This window comes from Streptomyces sp. NPDC028419, assembly GCF_055565515.1.
The window spans coordinates 34,978-52,747 of the sequence record NZ_JBVHUE010000036.1; the positions used below are offsets into that span (position 1 = coordinate 34,978).

A 17,770-nucleotide genomic window follows, 5' to 3' on the forward strand; every position below is an offset into this window, starting at 1 on the left:
CAGACACACACGCAGGTAGCCCGCCCGCGCGGACCTCGGGTTGACGCTCGAAGACTCCAGGCCGGCTCGCTCCAGACTGTCCCCACCGAAGTCCACGGGCCTGCACGGATGGAGTTGGAGCTGCGCTACTACTTCGCATACTGCGGAACGGGCCAGGGGAAGAGGTCGAAGAGCATCAGGATGATCCAGACCAGGTGGAAGGCCGGAACCAGAATGCCTGCGGAGGTCTTCGGGACTCCGACGAGCCTGAGCGAGATGTAGAGCGGTGCGAGGCAGAGGACCGTCGTCGCGAGCACATCTGCCCACCGGGCGCTGACATTGCCGTGCTTGGCGGCCTGGATCTGGCCGGACAAGTAGGTCATCACGAGGACGACACCGAGCAGAACGCCCAGCAGAACGCGGAAGACCTTGAGGAGCTTGATGATCTGGGACGGCTCCGTCTTCGGAGCCGGGCCCGGGGCGGGAACGGTGGTGGGGCTGGAGGTCGGTTTCGGCGCGTAGGTGACAAGCCCCAGCCACAGAAGAAACTCCACCCACAGCGGGTCCCGCCTCGACGGCGGAGTGGGGCTTGCCTCCAGGGTGGTGGCCGCGCGGTGGGTCGGCACACGACGGACGGGACCGGCCGCGCGTTGGGCCGGTACGAGACGGGCGGGACCGGCCGCGTGGAGAGCTGTGGCCAGGCGGGCCGGGCCGGCGGCGTGGAGTGCCCGTGCCACCTGGGTCAGGGCGGCCTGGCGCTCGGTGTCGCTGCTGGTGGGGGCCTTGTCCAACACGGTTTTGGACACGGGTTGGACAGCGTCTTGGACAGCCACAAGGATCGATGGCCCGTCCAGGTCGTGGTCGGGCCGGAGGTCTTCCTCGTCGGGCTGGAGGTCTTCCTCGATCAGGGCGTCGTCTTCGAGGCCCTCGGCCGTGATGTGATCCAAAAGGGCCTCGAAGGCCACCTCGTCCACCTCGTCCGCCGTGTCCCGGTGAGCCGGCCGCAGCAGCTCCGGCGGGACTACGAGGACGTCTTGTGCTTCGCGCTCCAGCCGGCTGATCTCCTCCTGGGCGCTGAGCACCTCTGTCATCCAGAAGTCCTGCTGTTCCTCCGCCGTCATCCGGCGGCCGCGGGCTCGCTCCTGCTGGATGCGGACACGGCCCAGCCACTCCTTGGCCTGACCCAGGCGGCGCTCTCCCCGGGCCCGCTCCCGCTCACCGGCCAGCCGCAGCTGGAGCTCGGCGTTCTCCAGCCGGCTCTGTGTGAAGGCCAGCATCGGGCGTAGTTCCGCCAGGTGCTTCTCCGCGTTCGCGGCGAGCGCCTGGTACTTGACGACCTGTTGGAGGGCGTCGTCCCGGCGCTGGTGCTGACGCACCACTTCCCCGCCGGGCGCCATGCGTGCGGTCCGGCGCTCGGCGTCCGCCGCACTCCACCGCTCCCAGGCGTCCCTCACCGCGGTATCTCGGGCCGGACCGGGCTCGGTGAACGCCTCCAACAGGTTCCTGACGAGGTCCTTGGGGATGAGCTGGGAGCCGTTGAGGTAGTTCCCCCACGTCGAGCTGCTGCGGCCGAAGCGGTCCGCCAGCTGTCGGACCGTCGCACCCCCGGTCAGCCGGACCAGGAACAGCGCCAGCTGCCCGCCCGCGGTCTTCTTGTCGATCTCACGCTGCTGCGCCACCGCGCCCCTCCCCCGCCATCCCGTCCAGTCCTGACCACCTCATGACCAACCCGATTCCCCTCCCACCAGCCGCAATACAACCCTTCGCCCCTGGACAGGCACTCGCCGGTCACGCTCCTCTCACCCAGTCCGCCCTCTCAACAGGGGAGAAGACCATGACGCTGTCCATGCTCTACGCCTTCCTCGGCCATGACCTCCTCGGCAACGTCCTGGCCGCGGCCCTCATCAGCGGGGCCGGGTACACAGCCAAGAAGATCCGGGCCAAGCTCCGCAACCGGAACGCCGATACCGACCACACCACTTCCTGACCGAACCATCCCGGGCCCCCCGGTAACGGCGGCAACCTCCGTCGCCATGAAGCTGGAGAAAGCGCGCACCGCAGCCTGATCGGATATCGGCCGAACCTGCCTCATCCGAGGGACTGCTTCGCTACGGCGACGCGGCCGCCGCGCATGCGAGCGCCCCGGATCGGCGCCGACCCGCTCAGTCACCTGGGCAGCCATCATCCTCATGACCCGCCGCATCATCAAGACACGCAAGCCCCCCGAGCGGTTCTCACCCCAGCTCTGACCGGGCAGTTAGGAATCGGTGACCTCAGGGCTGACGGGGGGGTAGCGCCCACGGTTCCAGCGTTCCGTCACAGAGCTCGGCCAGGAACTGCACGACTCCGCCTTCGTAGTGCCACCAGCCCCGTTCCGAGACGCGACGGTGACCCGCCACTTCCGCGGGCTGTGCTCGATGGAGCTCCACAAGAACCGGTCGCCCTCGGCTGACTCACCCCAAGGCAGCAAGCCGCCGGGCGCCGGATGGGGAAGACGCAGTTCGGCGGCGTCATCAGAGTCCCACCAGTCCCGATCAATCTGCTCGTCTACCCAGGCGAAGTGGTCCTCCACGAGGTGCTCAGCCATCCGGTGCCGCCTCCGGGTCACTCGCAGGCGATGCCGTCGCCATCACGGTCGAGGTGCGATCCGTATCCGGGGTCGCCACGGCGGATCGGTGCTGCGCCGGCCTCGCGGACGGCGGTGCAGTTCCGGTACGAAGCACCGCCACCGGAGCCGGAGCTGCTGGAACTGCTTAGGTCTGATGACGGGCCAGTGATCGCGGGGGCGTCGGCCCGGCTTGGGGTCTTGCCGTCGTCGGCAGCGGCTGGCCGCGACACCGACGGCCGTTCAGCAGGCGGCGGCGCGACAGCGGCATCAGATGCCGGCGCACTCGCTGTGGGGGCGGTCGGCGTGGAAAGAGACGGTGAAGCCACCGGGGCCGTAGCCGGAGCCACCGGCGCGGGCGCTGACGGGGGTGCGGCGGTGACCGTGACGGTGACAACCGGCTGCACTCGCGGCTTGGCATCGTCCTGCACGGTCTTCTGTCCCGAGCTGACTGCGGCGAGAAGCACCATGAACCAGAGCGAGGCCAGAACGACCGTCACCGCCCTGCCGGCCTTGTCCCAGCGCGCCATAAACGCGAGCGCCGCTCCGAAGGGCGGCACGAACAGCGTCGCGAGCACCACGACGGGAACAGCCAGCAGCGGATGCCACCGACGCACCGGGACCGGCTCGGTCAAGGTCACTTCAGGGGTCGGATACACACACGTCTCCAAAACCGAGCAAGTAGATGAGAACGGTGCCACCCCGCACTGCTCCGCGACCGGATACGCCTTCGGAGTCGTGCGGCAAGCGGCCCGCGGTGAAGGGATCGGTACCGGCAGCTGGGAGCTCGAGCTTGGGTCGTTTTGGTGCGGCAGGCAGGCAGCCGGCCGGCCTGGAGGCACCCTGGCCGGGGCCGGCTGAAGGCCCGCATGGCACCGCAGGCAAGTGCCCTGGGGTTGCTCCTGGGGCGAGAGGTCAGTGGCAGCTTGTGTGGCCGCGGCCGTTGGCCTTCCAGGAACGGGTATCCTTCTTCGCCCCGCCCGGCGCGGTCGGGGTGAGGGAGCCGGAGGAGTTGTTGAACCAGAAGGTGTCCTTCTTACGGAACACGGTGGCAGCGGTGTTGCTGCCCTGCCCGTTCTTCAACCGGACCGTCTTGTCCGCCGCGAGCGCGAAGGCCGGGAACGTGTACAGGGCCCCCGCAGCCGTCTTCACCGTGTAACCCCGCAGCTGTACGGCTCGTGCGGTGTTGTTGTGGAGGTCGACGTACTCGGCGTTCAGCTTGCCGTACGTCCGGGGCAGGTCTGCGCCCGGCCCGTCGAACTGCAGCGCACCGTAATTCAGACCGCCCTGGTGCACGGCGGCACCCGCGGGACCGGCCTGCGAAACCATGAACACCGCGGTGCAGACCGCGACGCCGGCGAACAAGACCTTCTTCTTCATGTGCGTTCCCCTCCCGAATACGGCGGCGTCACCACACCACCTACGGATCCGACAGCAGCCGGCGGAGAAATCCGGGCTGTCCACGGGTGGATCAACGCCAGCGCGGTCGAAACGGCACGGGCACCCCGGTCCCCGGGTGCCGGGATGCAGTGCGCCGCCCTGTGTGGCGCGAGCTGGTCGGTGGCGCTCTCAGCGCGTGGGCGTACACGTGGATGGGGGCCGCCCGCATTCACGGGCGGCCTCGTTCTCATGTGTACCAGCAGTTGGTCAGCAGCAGTTGGTCAGCAGCTGGTGGTGGTGTCGCCCGGGTCGGTGGTGCAGGTGTCGGTGCCGAGGCCGCCGTTGGCGGTGTCGCCGCCGGCGCCGTCCTGGACGTTGATGGTGTCGTTGCCGAGCGCGCCGCTCATGGTGTCGGTGCCTTCGGTGTCGAGGAGGGTGTCGTTGCCGTTCTGGCCGTCGAGGTCGTCGTTGCCGGGGCCGCCGTAGATGTGGTCGTCCCCGTTGTCGAACAGGTACAGCAGCGAGCCGAGCAACGTTTCGCCGTAGTTGGTGTCGTTGCCGGCCTCGCCGTAGAGGTAGTCGGCGCCGTTGCCGCCGCCCATGATGTCGTCGCCCGCTCCGCCGTACAGGGTGTCGTCGCCATTGCCGCCGTCGACATTGTCGTTGCCGGTCCCGGCGTAGACGGTGTCGTTGCCACCGGCGGCCTTGATTGTGTCGGCGCCGCCCAGGCCGCAGATCACATCGTTACCGCCGGTGCCGTTCAACGTGTCGTTGCCGGGGGTTCCGGTGATGGTGCAGCCGTGCCCGTTGCCCACGGTGGTGGGTTGGACGGCGGTGTCGTTACCGGTGTTGGCGTCGGGGCTGCTGGCCGTGACGGTGCCGGTGGTGGTGACCACGCCGGTCGCGGTCGGCTCCACGACCACGGTGATTGTTGCGGAGGAGGAGGGCGCGAGCGCGCCGACGGTGCAGGTCACCTTCGGCGCGGCGACCACACAGGAACCTTGGGTCGAACTCGCGGACACCATGGTGCGGTTTGCGCCGGACAGGGCCAGGACGGCGGTGACGCCGGTGGCCGCGGCCGGGCCGTTGTCGGTGACCGTCGCGGTCAGGGTGTAGGTGTCCCCGAGCGCGACGGGGTCGGCGGAATCGGCGACCGAAACGGACACGTCGGCCGACGGCACGGCGGCGGCCGGGCTGAACGCCACGCCGAACGGCTCCGCGCCGACGGGGAGGGTCGTGGTGACGGTGTTGGTGGCGGTGTCGAACACCGACACGTCGTTCGACGCGTTGTTGGTGACGTAAGCCCGCGTTCCGTCCGGGGAGACCGTGACACCCAGCGGGACGCTGCCGACGGGGACGGTCGCCACGACCGTGTTGGTGGCCGTGTTGATCACCGAGACGGTGCCGTTGTTGATGCTCGTGATGTAGGCCCGCGTACCGTCCGGGGACACCGCGACACCGAACGGGAAGGCTCCGACGGGAACGGTGGTCACGACGGTGTTGGTGGCCGTGTCGATCACGGTGGCCACCGAGGTGTTCTGCGAGGAGACGTAAAGGCGGGAGCCGTCCGGGGTTACCGCGATCCCGTTGGGCTTGTCGGCCGGCACGGTGGCGGTGACAGTGTTGGTGGCCGTGTCGATGACTGACACCGTGTAGCTGTTGCTGTTGGCGACGTAGACGCGGGTCCCGTCCGGGGCCGCGGCGATGGCGATCGGCTGGTCACCGACGGGGACGGTCGCCACGACCGTGTCGGTGGTGGTGTCGATCACCGAGACGGAGTTGGAGGTGTAGTTGGGGACGTGGATTTTGCCCGGCGTCGCGGCGGGCCCGTACGGGCGGGAGCCGACGGGGATGGTGGCGGTGACGGTGTTGGTGGCCGGGTCGATCACCGACACGGTGCCCGCGTTGGTGTTGGTGACGTACACCTTGCCGGCGTCCGCGGTCCACACCACGCCGGACGGGGAGGACCCGACGGGGATGGTGGCGGTGACGGCGGTGGTGGCCGGGTCGATCACCGACACGGTGTTCGAGCCGCTGTTGGCGACGTAGGCCACCGGTGCGGCCGGAGGGGCGGCGGTGGCCGGGACGGCCACTGCGATCAGCCCGGTCAGCAGCAGAGCACCGGAAGCGACCAGTGCGGTGAATCTCTGTCGCAGACCCGGCGGGCGTAACGCAGAACGTGAGGACATCAGGTGCCTCAACCCTTCCTCAGGGCTCGTCCCGCCTCGGGATGTCGCAGGGGCGCCTGAGACGCCGCGTGTTCGCCAGCCCCCGGTCACCGCACCGGGACGTACCCGCAACGGAGCGAACATCCTTGGTGACCAACAGTGTTGGCCCCTCGACCCGCCCAGCATGCCACCTCCAGCTCCACAGCAGACCCGAACCCGTACATCCGTGGATCGTGCCCGCACCACAGCAGTGACTGCTGTGGAACCACCCCCGTCTCCAGGATTCCGGGATGCGGTAGCCCGCCACGACGTGGCCAGGCGATCACGAAGTGGTCGGCGGCAGGTTCTTCATAAGGACGATGCTGTCGTAGTCGGTGGCGTCCCACCGCCACGCCTGTGTCGATCCGAGGGCGGTAATGCGTGCCTCTGCCAGAGCCAGCAGCCGCCGTCCGAGACCGGTGCCTCTTCGCGATGGCTCGACAGCCGGTTGCCAGAACGAGCCCCCGCCCTCCGGCACTGGATGTCCCGCCGGAGTGGTGCGCGCAGCTGACACGGTGACGGTGCCCACCAGTACGTTTCCGTTCATCGCGACCCAGCACTCGCCTTTGCTCAGGCGGTGCTGTGTGTCCTGCGCGGATTGGTAGGTGCCCCCTGCCTGGACGGCTTCGACGAGGGGTGCGTGGAACGCAGCGAGGCCCTCTGGTGGGAGCGGAGTGGGGCTGCCGATGAGGTGTACCACTCGTCCGCGCCGGTGTACTGGATACGGACCCGGACGGTGTCGTCCGGCCCGGCTTGGGTCGTCAGGGAGACGTCGCCGGTGATGACGCCGACCTCGTCGGTCATCGCCCCGCCGGGCCCCGCCTTCACGTGCGAGGTCAGGGGAACCGACCCCCCGGAGCCGGCATCGGAGCCGGGCCGTTGTCTCGACGGCGGTTAGGCGTGATGGGCATCGCGTTGGCGGGCTGCCCGGAAGACTTGCCGGTCCGGGCCGATGTCGTCGAACGGGGCGCGTGAACTGCGGGAGCGTGAGGTCCCAGGAGTCTGACGAGTCCTGGGACCTGTGGTCCGCTGCGCTGACGGACCTGTTCGGCGGATGGGGCGGACACCTGTCACGCCCCGTTGACGTCCGTTTTCGTCAGCGCGGGGTGTCTAGGCGGTGCAGCTGGTGGGGTGTTCGGTGGCGGGGCAGGTGTCGGGGCCGTTGCCGCCGTCGGCGGTGTCGTCCCCTGCGCCGGCGTTGATGGTGTCGGCGCCGTTGCCTCCGTTGAGAATGTCGTCGCCGTCACCCCCGTTGAGGGTGTCGTTTCCGTTGTCACCGTTGAGGGTGTCGTTTCCGGAGCCGCCGTAGACGGTGTCGTTGCCGTTGTCGGCGTGGATGGTGTCGTTGCCGCCCAGGCCGCAGATGACGTCGTCGCCGGTAGTGCCGTTGAGGGTGTCGTTGCCGCTGGTCCCGGTGATCGTGCAGCCGTGGCTGTTGCCGACCGTGGTGGTCTGCGCGGCCGAGTTGTTGCCCGGGGTGGTGTCGGCCACTGCCGAAGTGGTGGTGCCGGTGGCGGTGATCGTGCCGGTCGCTTGCGGTTCGATCACCAGGGTGACCGTCGCCGAGGCGGCGTTCGCGAGGGTGCCGAGCGTGCAGTTGACCGTCGGGGCGCTGATCGTGCACGCGCCCTGGGAGCTGGTCGCGGACACGACGGTGGCGGAGGAGCCGGACAACGTCAGCGTGGACGTGGTCGAGGTCGCGCTGGCCGGGCCGTTGTTGGTGACGGTCTGGGTGTAGGTGAGGGCGTCGCCCAGGGAGACCGGGTCGGTCGGGTCGGCCACGGCGGACGCCAGGTCGGCGTTGGGGGCGACGTAGGTGAACTGGTCGGCGGCGCCGGTCGCGCTGGTCCCGGCCGGGGTGGTCACCTGCACGTCGACCGTCCCGGCGGCGTGCGCGGGCGAGGTGGCGGTGCAGGAGGTCGCGGTGCAGGACACGGCGGTCGCCGGGTTGCCGGGCCCGAAGGTGACGGCAGTTGCGCCGGTCAGGTGGGTGCCGGTGACGGTGACGGCGGTACCGCCCGCGGTGGGCCCGGAGGCGGGGCTGATGGCGGTGACGGTCGGCGCCGGGGCCAGCACCGGCACCGTCACCGTGGACGGTGCCGATTGGACCGGCGGACCCGACGGAGGTGTACCCGCCGCGGTCGCGGTGTTGGAGATCTGGCCCGCGTCGACATCGGCCTGCGTCACCGTGTACGGGGAGGACGTGCAGGTCATCGACGCGCCCGGAGCCAGCATGGCCTGCGGGCAGGTGACGCTCACCGGCGGGCCCGCGGGAGCGGTCGGCACATCCGTGACCGACACACCGTTCAGGGCGGCGCCGCCGTTGTTGGTCACTACGTAGGAGTACGTCACCGTGTCACCGGCGGCCGAGACCGTGGCCGGCGCCGCCGACTCCGTCACCGAGATCCCCGCACCCTGGACCACCGGCACCGTCACCGTGGACGGCTCCGAGGTGAACGGCGTGCCCTCCACATACGTGGCAGCCGCGGTCGCGGTGTTGGAGATCTGGCCCGCGTCGACATCGGCCTGCGTCACCGTGTACGGGGAGGACGTGCAGGCCATGGACGCGCCGTCAGCCAGCGTGGTCTGCGGGCAGGTGACGGTCACCGGCGGCCCCGCGGGGGCGGCAAGCACGTCCGTGACCGACACATTGTCCATGCGATCGGTACCGGTGTTGGTCACCAGGAACGAGTACGTCACCGTTTCACCAGCGGCCGAGACCGTGGCCGGAAACGCCGACTTCTCCACCGCGAGCCCCGGAACCCCGGCGAAGGCGACGCCCGCAGGCAGCGCGACGACGGAGGCCGCCGCCAGGAGAAGTGTCACCACCAGCGCGGCGAAGCTCCGGCCCGTGCTCTGCAAGCGTCGCAGCGCGCTCAGCGCTCCGGTGCGGGACTGGGCCCCTCGCTGGCTCAACGATGTTCGCGGGTCAGGCAGCGGGTGATGACAACGGGGTCGGATCATGACAGACCTCTTTCGCAGGACGTGTCGATCACTGGCGGGATCGAGTGAAGGTATGGGTGTCGCGCAGGGCCGCCCTGACCGTTCCCGCGGGAGTGACAGCTGGTCGGGGCAGGAACGGCACCTGCCTGTTGGGCTGGCGCCCGCCTCGCAGAGCGGGACCTGTCCGGTTTGGCATACCCGACCGCGCGAGCGCGTGATGCACGTGATGCAAGGGCTCACGGAGGGGCAACCAGCTGGGACAGCCGTTCGGTTCGCTGAGTGATCGTTTCGCACAGCGTCCCGGCCGCCGGAAGCCTCAACATGGCCTGAAACGAACCTCACTAGAGCCGGGTGAGAAGAGATGCATACAGCTCGAAACGGAACGCTGTCACCGTCCTGAACGCATCTCGTTGAACCTCGTGCTCGGCCTGTTCCAGGACCCGGACGCCTGCCGCGCCGACCTCTCCTCGCAGGATCAGCCCGGGGTGAGGGCGGCCGGGCCGTCACGGGTCGTGGCGAAGTGCGCTTCTGACGGAGGTAGGCGCGAACGCGCTGTTAGCTGCTCTGGTAGCCGAGCGGGACGATCTCTTCCGACAGTTTCCCGGCGTTGGTGCCGCCCTCGTTCCAGCGGTCGTCGGGGTAGGGCCGAGTTGCCGCCGGATCGCGAGACGGCTGTGTCCTGCCTCCACCAGGGCACGGACGGTGGCGTTGACGGTTCGGGTTCGGTCGGCGAACCGGTGCCCGGTCGGCCATGGCGAATTGGACGACTGCACCTTCCTCTACCGCCATCGCGACCTCCTCGACGCACTCCACACCGCGGCCCGCGAACCCGCTGGCCCGGCCGGCCCGGGTTGGCAGTTGCCTCCGCTTCGCTACAGATCCGACCTGGCCAACGCGAGCGCACGCAACGCACGCCTGGCCGCCCGCGTCCACCAGCTTGAACAACGCCTGTCGGCAGCACTCGGCGAGGAAATCTGGAGGACCGTCGGCCTGGGGCCACCCACCGACGTCGCTGAGCTCGCCAACAGCATCACCCGACGCGAACAGCGAAACGTCGAGCTGACAAAGGCGTTGGAGGAACGGCATGCCGAGCTCGACGCCGCACGGTCCGCGACCCGGCATCTGACCCGGGCCCTGAACCGGCCCAGGCCGCCGGCCGGCCGTTGACGTAGCCGTCGCCGGTTGTCAGGTGTCACGCGGACGGACCGGGCCTGACTCGTAGGCGAGCCTGGTCAGCCGATCCGGTCACCATGTGGCGATGACCGGCGCGTCCGGTGCGTGGCGGCTCCAGGCTGCGTTGATGCGCCCGAGCCGGACCGCTGCGCCGATGCCGCGCAGGGACGCGACCTTCCCGTCACGGACTTCGAACGCCACGGCGCCCACAACCCTGTCGTCGACCACGGCGAGGACGGCCGGGGAGCCGTTGACCAGCGCGAAGTGGAACGTGGGCGCGCCGCCTGCCAGCCGCCGCTTCGCCGGCGTCGGCTTGAAGCCGGCCCGCACGTACGAGGCAACCTGCTCGGGTGTCGTGTACTTCAAGAGCCGCTTGGCCAGGCCGTTGCCGTCCGAGAGTGCCATCACGTCGTCGGTGAGTAGCGCCACCAGCCGTTCTGTGCGCCCGGACGCGGCGGCGGCGAGGAATTCCTCGACGATCCGGCGTGCGGACGCGGGGTCGGCCTCGCCGCTGCGGCGGCGCTCGTCGGCGACCCGGGTCCTGGCCCGGTGGACGTGCTGCTGGCTGGCGGACTCTGTGATGTCGAGGATCCGGGCCATCTCGGCGTGGCTGTAGGAGAAGGCCTCGCGCAGGACGTAGACGGCCCGCTCGACCGGCGAGAGGCGCTCCATCAGCGTCAGTACGGCCAAGGACACCGATTCGCGCTGTTCGAAGGTGTCGGCAGGGCCGAGCATCGGGTCGCCCTCCAGGAGCGGTTCGGGCAGCCAGGCGCCGGCCGTTCGCTCGTGGCGCGCCTGTGCCGAACGGAGCCGGTCGAGGCACAGGTTGGTGACGACCTTGGTCAGCCACGCTTCTGGCACCTCGATCCGTTCCCGGTCGGCGGCCTGCCAGCGCAGGAACGTGTCCTGCACGGCGTCCTCGGCATCGGCGCCCGAGCCGAGCAGACGGTACGCGAGCGAGGCCAGCCGGGTCCGGCTGGCCTCGAACCGACTGGTGCCGAAGCGCTCACTGGCGGTGTCCATGTGGATCACCCTAGGCGGCTACGCGACCGCCTTGCCGGCCGGGTCATCCAGCGCGTACGGGACCGCGTTGACGGCGGAAGACTGCGGCGCGGTGGCCAGGTGGCGCTTGCGCTTGGGCATGCAGAAGGTCGGGTGCGAGTTGGTCCACAGCGACATCTTGAGGATGCCCGCCTTGATCCGCGCGGCCTTGCGGCCGCCCATGTACTTCGGCTTCGCCTGCGCCTCGTGGTCGACCATCTGCAGGATCCCGTCCTGCCGCCCCAGGCTGATGTGGTTGCCCGGGTAGTCCAGCTTGACGTGTCCGATCTTGCTGCCGGTGAGGCGTCCCACGATGGCCTTCATAGCCTGCATGCCGGTGTAGCCGGCCGTGGCGCAGGACATCGGCAGCGGCCGGCCGTTGTCGCCGACGGCGTAGACGCTGTCGCCGGCGGCGTAGACGTTGGGGTGGGAGAGCGAGCGCATGGTGCGGTCCACGAGGATCCGGCCGTCCGCGGTGACCTCCAGCCCGCCGGCGGTGGCGATCGGGTTGACCGCGAACCCTGCCGTCCACACCGTCGCGTCGGACGGCAGGGCGGTGCCGTCGGTGCACAGGACCCGAGTTCCTTCGACGGCTTCGACGCTGGTGTGCTCCCGGACGGTGATGCCCAGCCGGTCGCAGGCCAGACGCAGGTGGCCGCGGGCTCCGGCGGAGAGCTGGGCGCCCAACTCGCCGCGGGCGACCAGCGTCACGGACAGGCCGGGACGGGATTCGGCGATCTCAGTCGTGGTTTCGATGCCGGTCAAGCCATCGCCGACGACCACCACGTTCCCGCCTTCCCGCAGGCCGTCCAGTCGCTCGCGCAGGCGCAGCGCCGAGGGCCGGGCCGCGACATCGAAGGCGTGCTCGGCCACTCCCAGGACGCCGCGGTCGTCACCGTGGCTGCCGAGCGCGTAGAGCAGTGTGTCGTAGCCGAGCTCGTCGATGCCGCCATCAGCGCCGGCCACGGTGACGACCCGGCGCTCGGGGTCGACGGTGGTGACACGGGCCAGGCGCAGCCTTATCCCCGTGCCGGCGAAGATGTCGGCGAGTTTCTGGGTTTCGATCTCCTGGCCGGCCGCGACCTGGTGAAGCCGCAGCCGCTCGACGAAGTCCGGCTCGGCGTTGACCATGGTGATCTCGGTGTCGGCCGGGGAAAGTCGGCGGGCCAGGTTCCCGGCCACGTAGGTTCCGGCGTAGCCGGCGCCGAGGACGACGATGCGGTGCTTCATGTGATGCTCCTGTCGGTTCGCTGGGCTCTCGGCGACTTGAGCGGGACAACCCCCCGATTCCTGACAGGAACTAGATGTGACGTGAGCCACAGGGCGAAAGGTGATCGCCCCGCGTATGTCGGTGGTTGCGGCGACGACGGCACCGGCCATGAGTTCCGCGCGGTGCGGGACCTGGAGCTTCTGGTGGGGCGGCCAGGGAATGCGGGAGGCGGTCGCGTAGACGACCAGTGCGAGGCCCGGGGCGAGCGCGATGGCCGTCCGGGCCGCATGCAGCCCCGTTGAGGGCCTGTCAGCGCGTTTCACCCAGACCGGCGATGGCGCCACACCTGTTGCACTCGCTACGGTGGATGAAACTGACGCTGAGCTGCACAAACCGCTTAGCTTGTTCTTTATCTTCCAGCCCGCCCAAGCGCATGAGAAGTGCCCCTAACTGCACCTCTCAGCCGGCTGCTGAACCCGGGTGAGATGCTTCAGCTCATGATTGAGCCGCCTCTGATCGGCATCACGCCGGCGATTCCACCTGTTGCCACCTCGTGGCAGCGCATCGACACATGGCTGGCCCGGCATGCGCCCGCTCGACTCGCAGAGCTTGCTCCTCCGGCTTCGCCACATGCCGTCGACCAGCTCGAAGTCGCGTTGGGCGTACGCCTTCCCCACGACCTGCGCGCGTCACTGCTGTGTCACGACGGGGATTCGTCCTATCTCGGCATATTGCCGTGCGGCCCGCTGTACTCCACGGATGCAATCGCCGACGTGAGACAGAGACGCATGAAGGTCTGGGAGGGCGAGGACGATCCAGACGAGCAGGAGGCTCCGTGGTGGGGAACGCAGTGGATCCCCTTCGCCGGCGGCGATGGCGACGAGCACTTCATCGACGCGGGCCCGGGGTTGTGGCATGACCATCTCGGTCGTGCCCCGCACGCCGACTACGCCTACTTCCTGGGGTGGCCGAGCCTTGGAACCTGGCTCCACGAGGTGGCCGAGGCCATGGAGCACCACGATCGGACCGACTGGCGTGACTCCGTCGCCCACCCCTGCGTGGGCGAGGACGGAGAGCTCGCCTGGTGAGCGTTGTCGAGTCCGGTGGGTCGTACTCGCATTGGCATGTTTGGATCGATGTGGCATCCGGCGTCGAACGACGTCTCGCACTAGGTCGCTCACCTGGGCATTCGCCGGACATGGGGGCCGCCTTCGTCTGATCCTGTGCTCCGACCAAGGTGCACGTGACCACGACGAAGGCCGTGAGGGTGAGTTTGCTGCCTGATGCTGTCCGGAGGAAAGCTTTCGCGGAGGCGTCACGCTTCCGGGGAGAGTTCTACGAGTGTCTGACCGCTCGGCGCGACGAGTTGTTCGAGCTGGTGGACGCGGTGTTGTGCGCGGACGGTGCGGTGAAGTCCCCGGTGGACTTGACGCAGTTGCCCGAGCATCGTCGTGGGCACGGAGCGATGTACGGCGGCTTGAACCACGGCCGGATCGATGTCGGTCGGCTGCGGGCGGTGCTGGCCGGGCCGTCGCTTCCGCGTATCGACGGCGGGCGCCTGGTCCTGGCGGTCGATGTGTCGCCGTGGCTGCGCTCCGACGCGCCATGCTCGGCCGATCGGCTGTTCTGCCACGTCTACGGCCGCGCGAAGACGGCCTCGCGGTTCATTCCCGGCTGGCCCTACTCCTTCGTCGCCGCGCCGGAGCAGGGCGCCACGTCCTGGACCGCGATCCTGGACGCGGTCCGGCTCGGCCCGGCGGACGACGCGACCGCGATCACCGCCGCCCAGCTGCGGGGTGTCGTCGAGAGGCTCATCACCTCGGGCCAGTGGCAGACCAGGGACCCGCATATCGTGATCGTCAGCGACGCCGGCTACGACGTCACCCGCCTGGCATGGGTCCTGCGCGACCTGCCAGTCAAGCTGGTCGGCCGGGTCCGCTCCGACCGCGTGCCGCGTCTGCCGAAACCACCGCGGATGCACGGCGTCAACGGCCGGCCGCCCAAACACGGCCCGCAATTCCGCTTCACCAAGCCGGAGACCTGGCCCGAACCCGCGATCACCACGATCACGGACACCACTACCTACGGCAAGGCCGAGACCCAGGCGTGGGACCGGGTCCACCCAAGGCTCACCCACCGCTCCCCCTGGCTCGAACAGGACGGCGAACTACCCTTGGCCGAGGGGACGTTGAAGTGGTTGAAGGTCGAGCATCTATCGAAGGACCAGGATGCCCCGCCGGTGTGGTTACGGTCCTCGACGACCGGCGCCACCCCGGACGATGTGGACCGCTTCTGGCAGGCATTTCTCCGCCGCTTTGATCTGGAGCACACCTTCCACCTCGCGAAGCAGACCCTCGGATGGACCACCCCGAAACTCCGCACTCCCAAGGCGGCGGACCGCTGGATCTGGATCCTGATCGTCGCCCACACCCGGCTCCGACTCGCCCGGCCACTCGCCGCGGACCTCCGTCGCCCCTGGGAGAAACCCAACGCCTCCGACCGGCTCACCCCTGCTCGGGTCCGCCGGGGGTTTCGAAACATCCGCGCTCACCTCGCCTGCCCTACCCGTGTTCCCAAACCCCGAGGCGCTAGGCAGTGTCTTCAAATGATCACGGCTGGTGGATCATGGTGGCGTGATACGTCGTCATGAACTGTCAGATGCCGAGTGGGAGTTCGTCCGGCCGTTGCTGCCCGAGTCGTTGCGGGGGCGGAAGCGGCTGGACGACCGGCGGGTCCTGAACGGGATCGTGTGGAAGTTCCGGACCGGGACGGCCTGGCGGGACGTGCCCGAGCGCTAAGGCCCATGGGCCACGCTCCACACGCGTTTCCGCAGGTGGGCGGCGGACGGCACGTTCGACCGGATGCTGCGGGCCGCCCAGGCGAAGGCGGACGCGGCGGGCGACATCGAGTGGCTCGTCTCGGTGGACTCCACGGTCGTCCGTGCCCACCAGCACGCGGCCGGAGCCCGAAAAAGGGGCTCCGCGACCCGGCGCTCGGCCGGTCCAGCGGCGGGCTGACCAGCAAGATCCACCTGGCCTGCGACGGCCGGGGACGCCCGCTCGCCTTCGTCGTGACGGCCGGCAACACCAACGACTGCACCCGGTTCACCACCGTCATGGAAGCGATCCGGGTGCCCCGGATCGGACCAGGACGGCCCCGCGTCCGGCCCGATCACGTCTTGGGCGACAAGGGTTACAGCTCGAAAGCGATCCGCACTTGGCTCCGCCGCCGCGGCATCCCGCACACGATTTCCGAGCGGGCCGACCAGGCCCGCAACCGGGCCCGGCGAGGCAGCCGCGGAGGCCGCCCGCCGACCTTCGACCGCGAGACATACAAACAGCGCAACGTCGTGGAACGGTGCTTCAACCGCCTGAAGCAATGGCGAGGGATCGCCACCCGCTACGACAAGACCGGCGAGTCCTACGAAGCAGCCGTCACCCTCGCATCACTCCTCATGTGGGCATGACCCTCAAGCCCGTCTCCTGTGGGACCACCGAGAAGATGACCGATCAACGCGTATCGAATCCCAGACGATTCGGCACATCGTCCATTGTGCAGAGCGCCGTGACCTGTTCCTCCAAACGGCTCAGGGCGTCCGGAAGGGAAAGCCGATCGATCCGCTCGTGGTACAGGGTGTGGACATCGGCGCCGAACTCTCCCAGGGGTTGTTCAAGGGCAACATCGACCATGGCTTCAACGATGCACCCGGTCGAGGTGATGGTCACACCTGCCGAGAACCGCAGCTCACTGACATCCGGATCGCCCTCCGCGAAGAAGCCGAAGCAGTGGTAGGTCCTCAGTTCAGGTCCCGCAGCGTGTTCTTCAATCAAGATGGCAGGCGCCAGCCCGGACTCATCCCCGAAGTCATAGGCGATGTAGAGCTGAGTGGTGAAATCGTCCAGCTGCTTGTGCAGCCGATGCATCGTGGTCAGCAGGAGAGCCGTGCTTGCGGCATCGTCCACATCGGTGACGTTCAACATCAGTGGATCATCGCTCATGCGCACCAGCGCTGGCATGTGGGTTTCGCTCAGCAGGCCGCCCCGTCCTCCACACCGTTCAGCCCTGACCCCACGGTCCGTTTGACGACACGACCTAGCCCCGGCCGGCGACCCGCCGCCAAGAACAAACACCGGGCACCCGCTAAGACGTCGGCAAGACCGTCAAACGCCCCGAGACCCTCAAGGCCACCGGCAAGTCAGGAAGTGCGGGTGGAAGGAGACCTCGACCTGCCGCCCGAAGACCTACAGCTCTACAGCACTACAGCACTACAGCGACACCTGGAACCGCGCCTTCGACGAGGGCGCCGTGGTCGACCCGGACCGCGCCGGACAGCTCCCCACGCCGTCCGGGCAGTGATGGGGACTCACATGAGGTGAGGGCTTCGGCGCTCCAGCAACACGACGTCGCGCCACAGCCCGTGCTGGCGGCCGATGCGTTCGCGGGTGCCGATGATGCGGAACCCGGCCCGCTGGTGCAGGGCCAGGCTCGCGGTGTTCTCGGGGAAGATCCCGGACTGGATCGTCCAGATCCCCGCCACCTCGGTCGAGGCGATCAGCGCGTCCAGCAGGCAGCGGGCGACACCTCGGCCGCGGGCGGCGGGGTGGACGTAGACGGAGTGCTCGACGACGCCCGCGTACGCGCAGCGGTCGGAGACACGGGTGGCGGCGACCCAACCAAGCAGCGCGCCGTCGGCACCGGTCGCGGCGAAGCGGTGCTCGGGCAGTTTCGCCGCGTCGAAGTCGGCCCAGGTGGGTGCGGTGGTCTCGAAGGTCGCGTTGCCCTCGTCGATGCCGGCTTGATAGATGGACAGGACCTGGTCGGCGTCCTCGGCCCGGAGCGGGCGGATCCGCACCGTGTTCACGCGGCCGCGGTCTTCGCCGGTCCGGTGAGCAGGGCGCCCATCGCCGCGAGGACGGACGGCTCGACCCGGTAGTACACCCAGGTACCCCGGCGCTCGGAGGACAGCAGACCCGCCTCCTTCAGCTTCTTCAGGTGGTGGGAGACGGTCGGCTGGGAGACACCCACATCGGAGATGTCGCACACACATGCCTCGCCGCCCTCGTGGGAGGCGACCGCGGAAAACAGGCGCAGGCGCACCGGGTCGCCGAGAGCCTTGAACATCTTCGCCGCGATCTCGGCCTCGTCGGCGGACATCGGACGCTCGTTGAGCGGAGGGCAGCACGGGGCGACGGCCTCGGGCTCCAGGAGCGACAGAACCTTCGCATTCGACAT

15 protein-coding genes and 1 pseudogene are annotated in these 17,770 nt (G+C 69.0%); 5 read left to right on the forward strand and 11 right to left on the reverse strand.

The window, feature by feature from the left end; translation table 11 throughout:
• Positions 1-128: 128 nt before the first annotated feature.
• Positions 129-1,658, reverse strand: a complete 1,530-nt coding sequence (locus ACZ4UB_RS32495; RefSeq protein WP_468075757.1) for a helix-turn-helix domain-containing protein — start codon at positions 1,656-1,658, stop codon at positions 129-131.
• A 155-nt stretch (positions 1,659-1,813) separates the two neighbouring features.
• Between ACZ4UB_RS32495 and ACZ4UB_RS32500 the strand changes: the two genes are divergently transcribed.
• Positions 1,814-1,966, forward strand: coding sequence for a hypothetical protein (locus ACZ4UB_RS32500; protein ID WP_468075759.1), 153 nt, complete (start codon positions 1,814-1,816; stop codon positions 1,964-1,966).
• A gap of 617 nt (positions 1,967-2,583) precedes the next feature.
• On the opposite strand, the gene ACZ4UB_RS32505 is transcribed toward ACZ4UB_RS32500, so the two are convergent.
• The 5 genes from ACZ4UB_RS32505 to ACZ4UB_RS32525 form a co-directional block, all read right to left on the reverse strand.
• Entirely contained in the window at positions 2,584-3,225 is a 642-nt protein-coding gene (locus ACZ4UB_RS32505) for an excalibur calcium-binding domain-containing protein (protein ID WP_468075761.1), read from the reverse strand.
• Positions 3,226-3,499: 274 nt separating this feature from the next.
• Positions 3,500-3,964 (reverse strand): lamin tail domain-containing protein, encoded by a 465-nt coding sequence (locus ACZ4UB_RS32510; protein WP_468075763.1) that lies wholly within the window; start codon positions 3,962-3,964, stop codon positions 3,500-3,502.
• 281 nt (positions 3,965-4,245) lie between these two features.
• On the reverse strand, positions 4,246-6,153 hold the full coding sequence (locus tag ACZ4UB_RS32515; RefSeq protein WP_468075765.1) for a YVTN family beta-propeller repeat protein: 1,908 nt from the start codon (positions 6,151-6,153) through the stop codon (positions 4,246-4,248).
• 301 nt (positions 6,154-6,454) lie between these two features.
• Positions 6,455-6,871: a GNAT family N-acetyltransferase gene (locus tag ACZ4UB_RS32520; RefSeq protein WP_468075767.1), complete on the reverse strand. Its 417-nt coding sequence runs from the start codon at positions 6,869-6,871 to the stop codon at positions 6,455-6,457.
• A gap of 410 nt (positions 6,872-7,281) precedes the next feature.
• Positions 7,282-9,033, reverse strand: a complete 1,752-nt coding sequence (locus tag ACZ4UB_RS32525) for a DUF7507 domain-containing protein (protein ID WP_468075769.1) — start codon at positions 9,031-9,033, stop codon at positions 7,282-7,284.
• An 840-nt stretch (positions 9,034-9,873) separates the two neighbouring features.
• On the opposite strand from ACZ4UB_RS32525, the gene ACZ4UB_RS32530 reads away from it, so the two are divergent.
• The gene (locus tag ACZ4UB_RS32530; RefSeq protein ID WP_468075771.1) at positions 9,874-10,281 is read left to right on the forward strand and encodes a hypothetical protein; all 408 of its coding nucleotides are present in this window, start codon (positions 9,874-9,876) and stop codon (positions 10,279-10,281) included.
• A 78-nt stretch (positions 10,282-10,359) separates the two neighbouring features.
• On the opposite strand, the gene ACZ4UB_RS32535 is transcribed toward ACZ4UB_RS32530, so the two are convergent.
• Both ACZ4UB_RS32535 and ACZ4UB_RS32540 read right to left on the reverse strand, forming a co-directional pair.
• Positions 10,360-11,310: a sigma-70 family RNA polymerase sigma factor gene (locus ACZ4UB_RS32535; RefSeq protein ID WP_468075773.1), complete on the reverse strand. Its 951-nt coding sequence runs from the start codon at positions 11,308-11,310 to the stop codon at positions 10,360-10,362.
• Between the two features lie 18 nt (positions 11,311-11,328).
• Entirely contained in the window at positions 11,329-12,558 is a 1,230-nt protein-coding gene (locus ACZ4UB_RS32540; protein ID WP_468075775.1) for an NAD(P)/FAD-dependent oxidoreductase, read from the reverse strand.
• 477 nt (positions 12,559-13,035) lie between these two features.
• On the opposite strand from ACZ4UB_RS32540, the gene ACZ4UB_RS32545 reads away from it, so the two are divergent.
• From ACZ4UB_RS32545 to ACZ4UB_RS32555, 3 genes and pseudogenes are all read left to right on the forward strand, one after another.
• Positions 13,036-13,626 (forward strand): SMI1/KNR4 family protein, encoded by a 591-nt coding sequence (locus tag ACZ4UB_RS32545; RefSeq protein ID WP_468075777.1) that lies wholly within the window; start codon positions 13,036-13,038, stop codon positions 13,624-13,626.
• A gap of 179 nt (positions 13,627-13,805) precedes the next feature.
• Entirely contained in the window at positions 13,806-15,188 is a 1,383-nt protein-coding gene (locus ACZ4UB_RS32550; RefSeq protein WP_468075851.1) for an NF041680 family putative transposase, read from the forward strand.
• Positions 15,175-16,004 (forward strand): annotated as a pseudogene (locus ACZ4UB_RS32555) (IS5 family transposase). Before ACZ4UB_RS32550 ends, ACZ4UB_RS32555 begins: the two are co-directional and overlap by 14 nt.
• A gap of 43 nt (positions 16,005-16,047) precedes the next feature.
• On the opposite strand, the gene ACZ4UB_RS32560 reads toward ACZ4UB_RS32555, so the two are convergent.
• From ACZ4UB_RS32560 to ACZ4UB_RS32570, 3 genes are all read right to left on the reverse strand, one after another.
• Positions 16,048-16,554, reverse strand: a complete 507-nt coding sequence (locus tag ACZ4UB_RS32560; RefSeq protein ID WP_468075779.1) for a hypothetical protein — start codon at positions 16,552-16,554, stop codon at positions 16,048-16,050.
• 347 nt (positions 16,555-16,901) lie between these two features.
• Positions 16,902-17,399: a GNAT family N-acetyltransferase gene (locus ACZ4UB_RS32565; RefSeq protein ID WP_468075781.1), complete on the reverse strand. Its 498-nt coding sequence runs from the start codon at positions 17,397-17,399 to the stop codon at positions 16,902-16,904.
• Positions 17,396-17,770, reverse strand: coding sequence for an ArsR/SmtB family transcription factor (locus ACZ4UB_RS32570; RefSeq protein ID WP_468075783.1), 375 nt, complete (start codon positions 17,768-17,770; stop codon positions 17,396-17,398). The genes ACZ4UB_RS32565 and ACZ4UB_RS32570 overlap by 4 nt, the downstream gene beginning before the upstream one ends.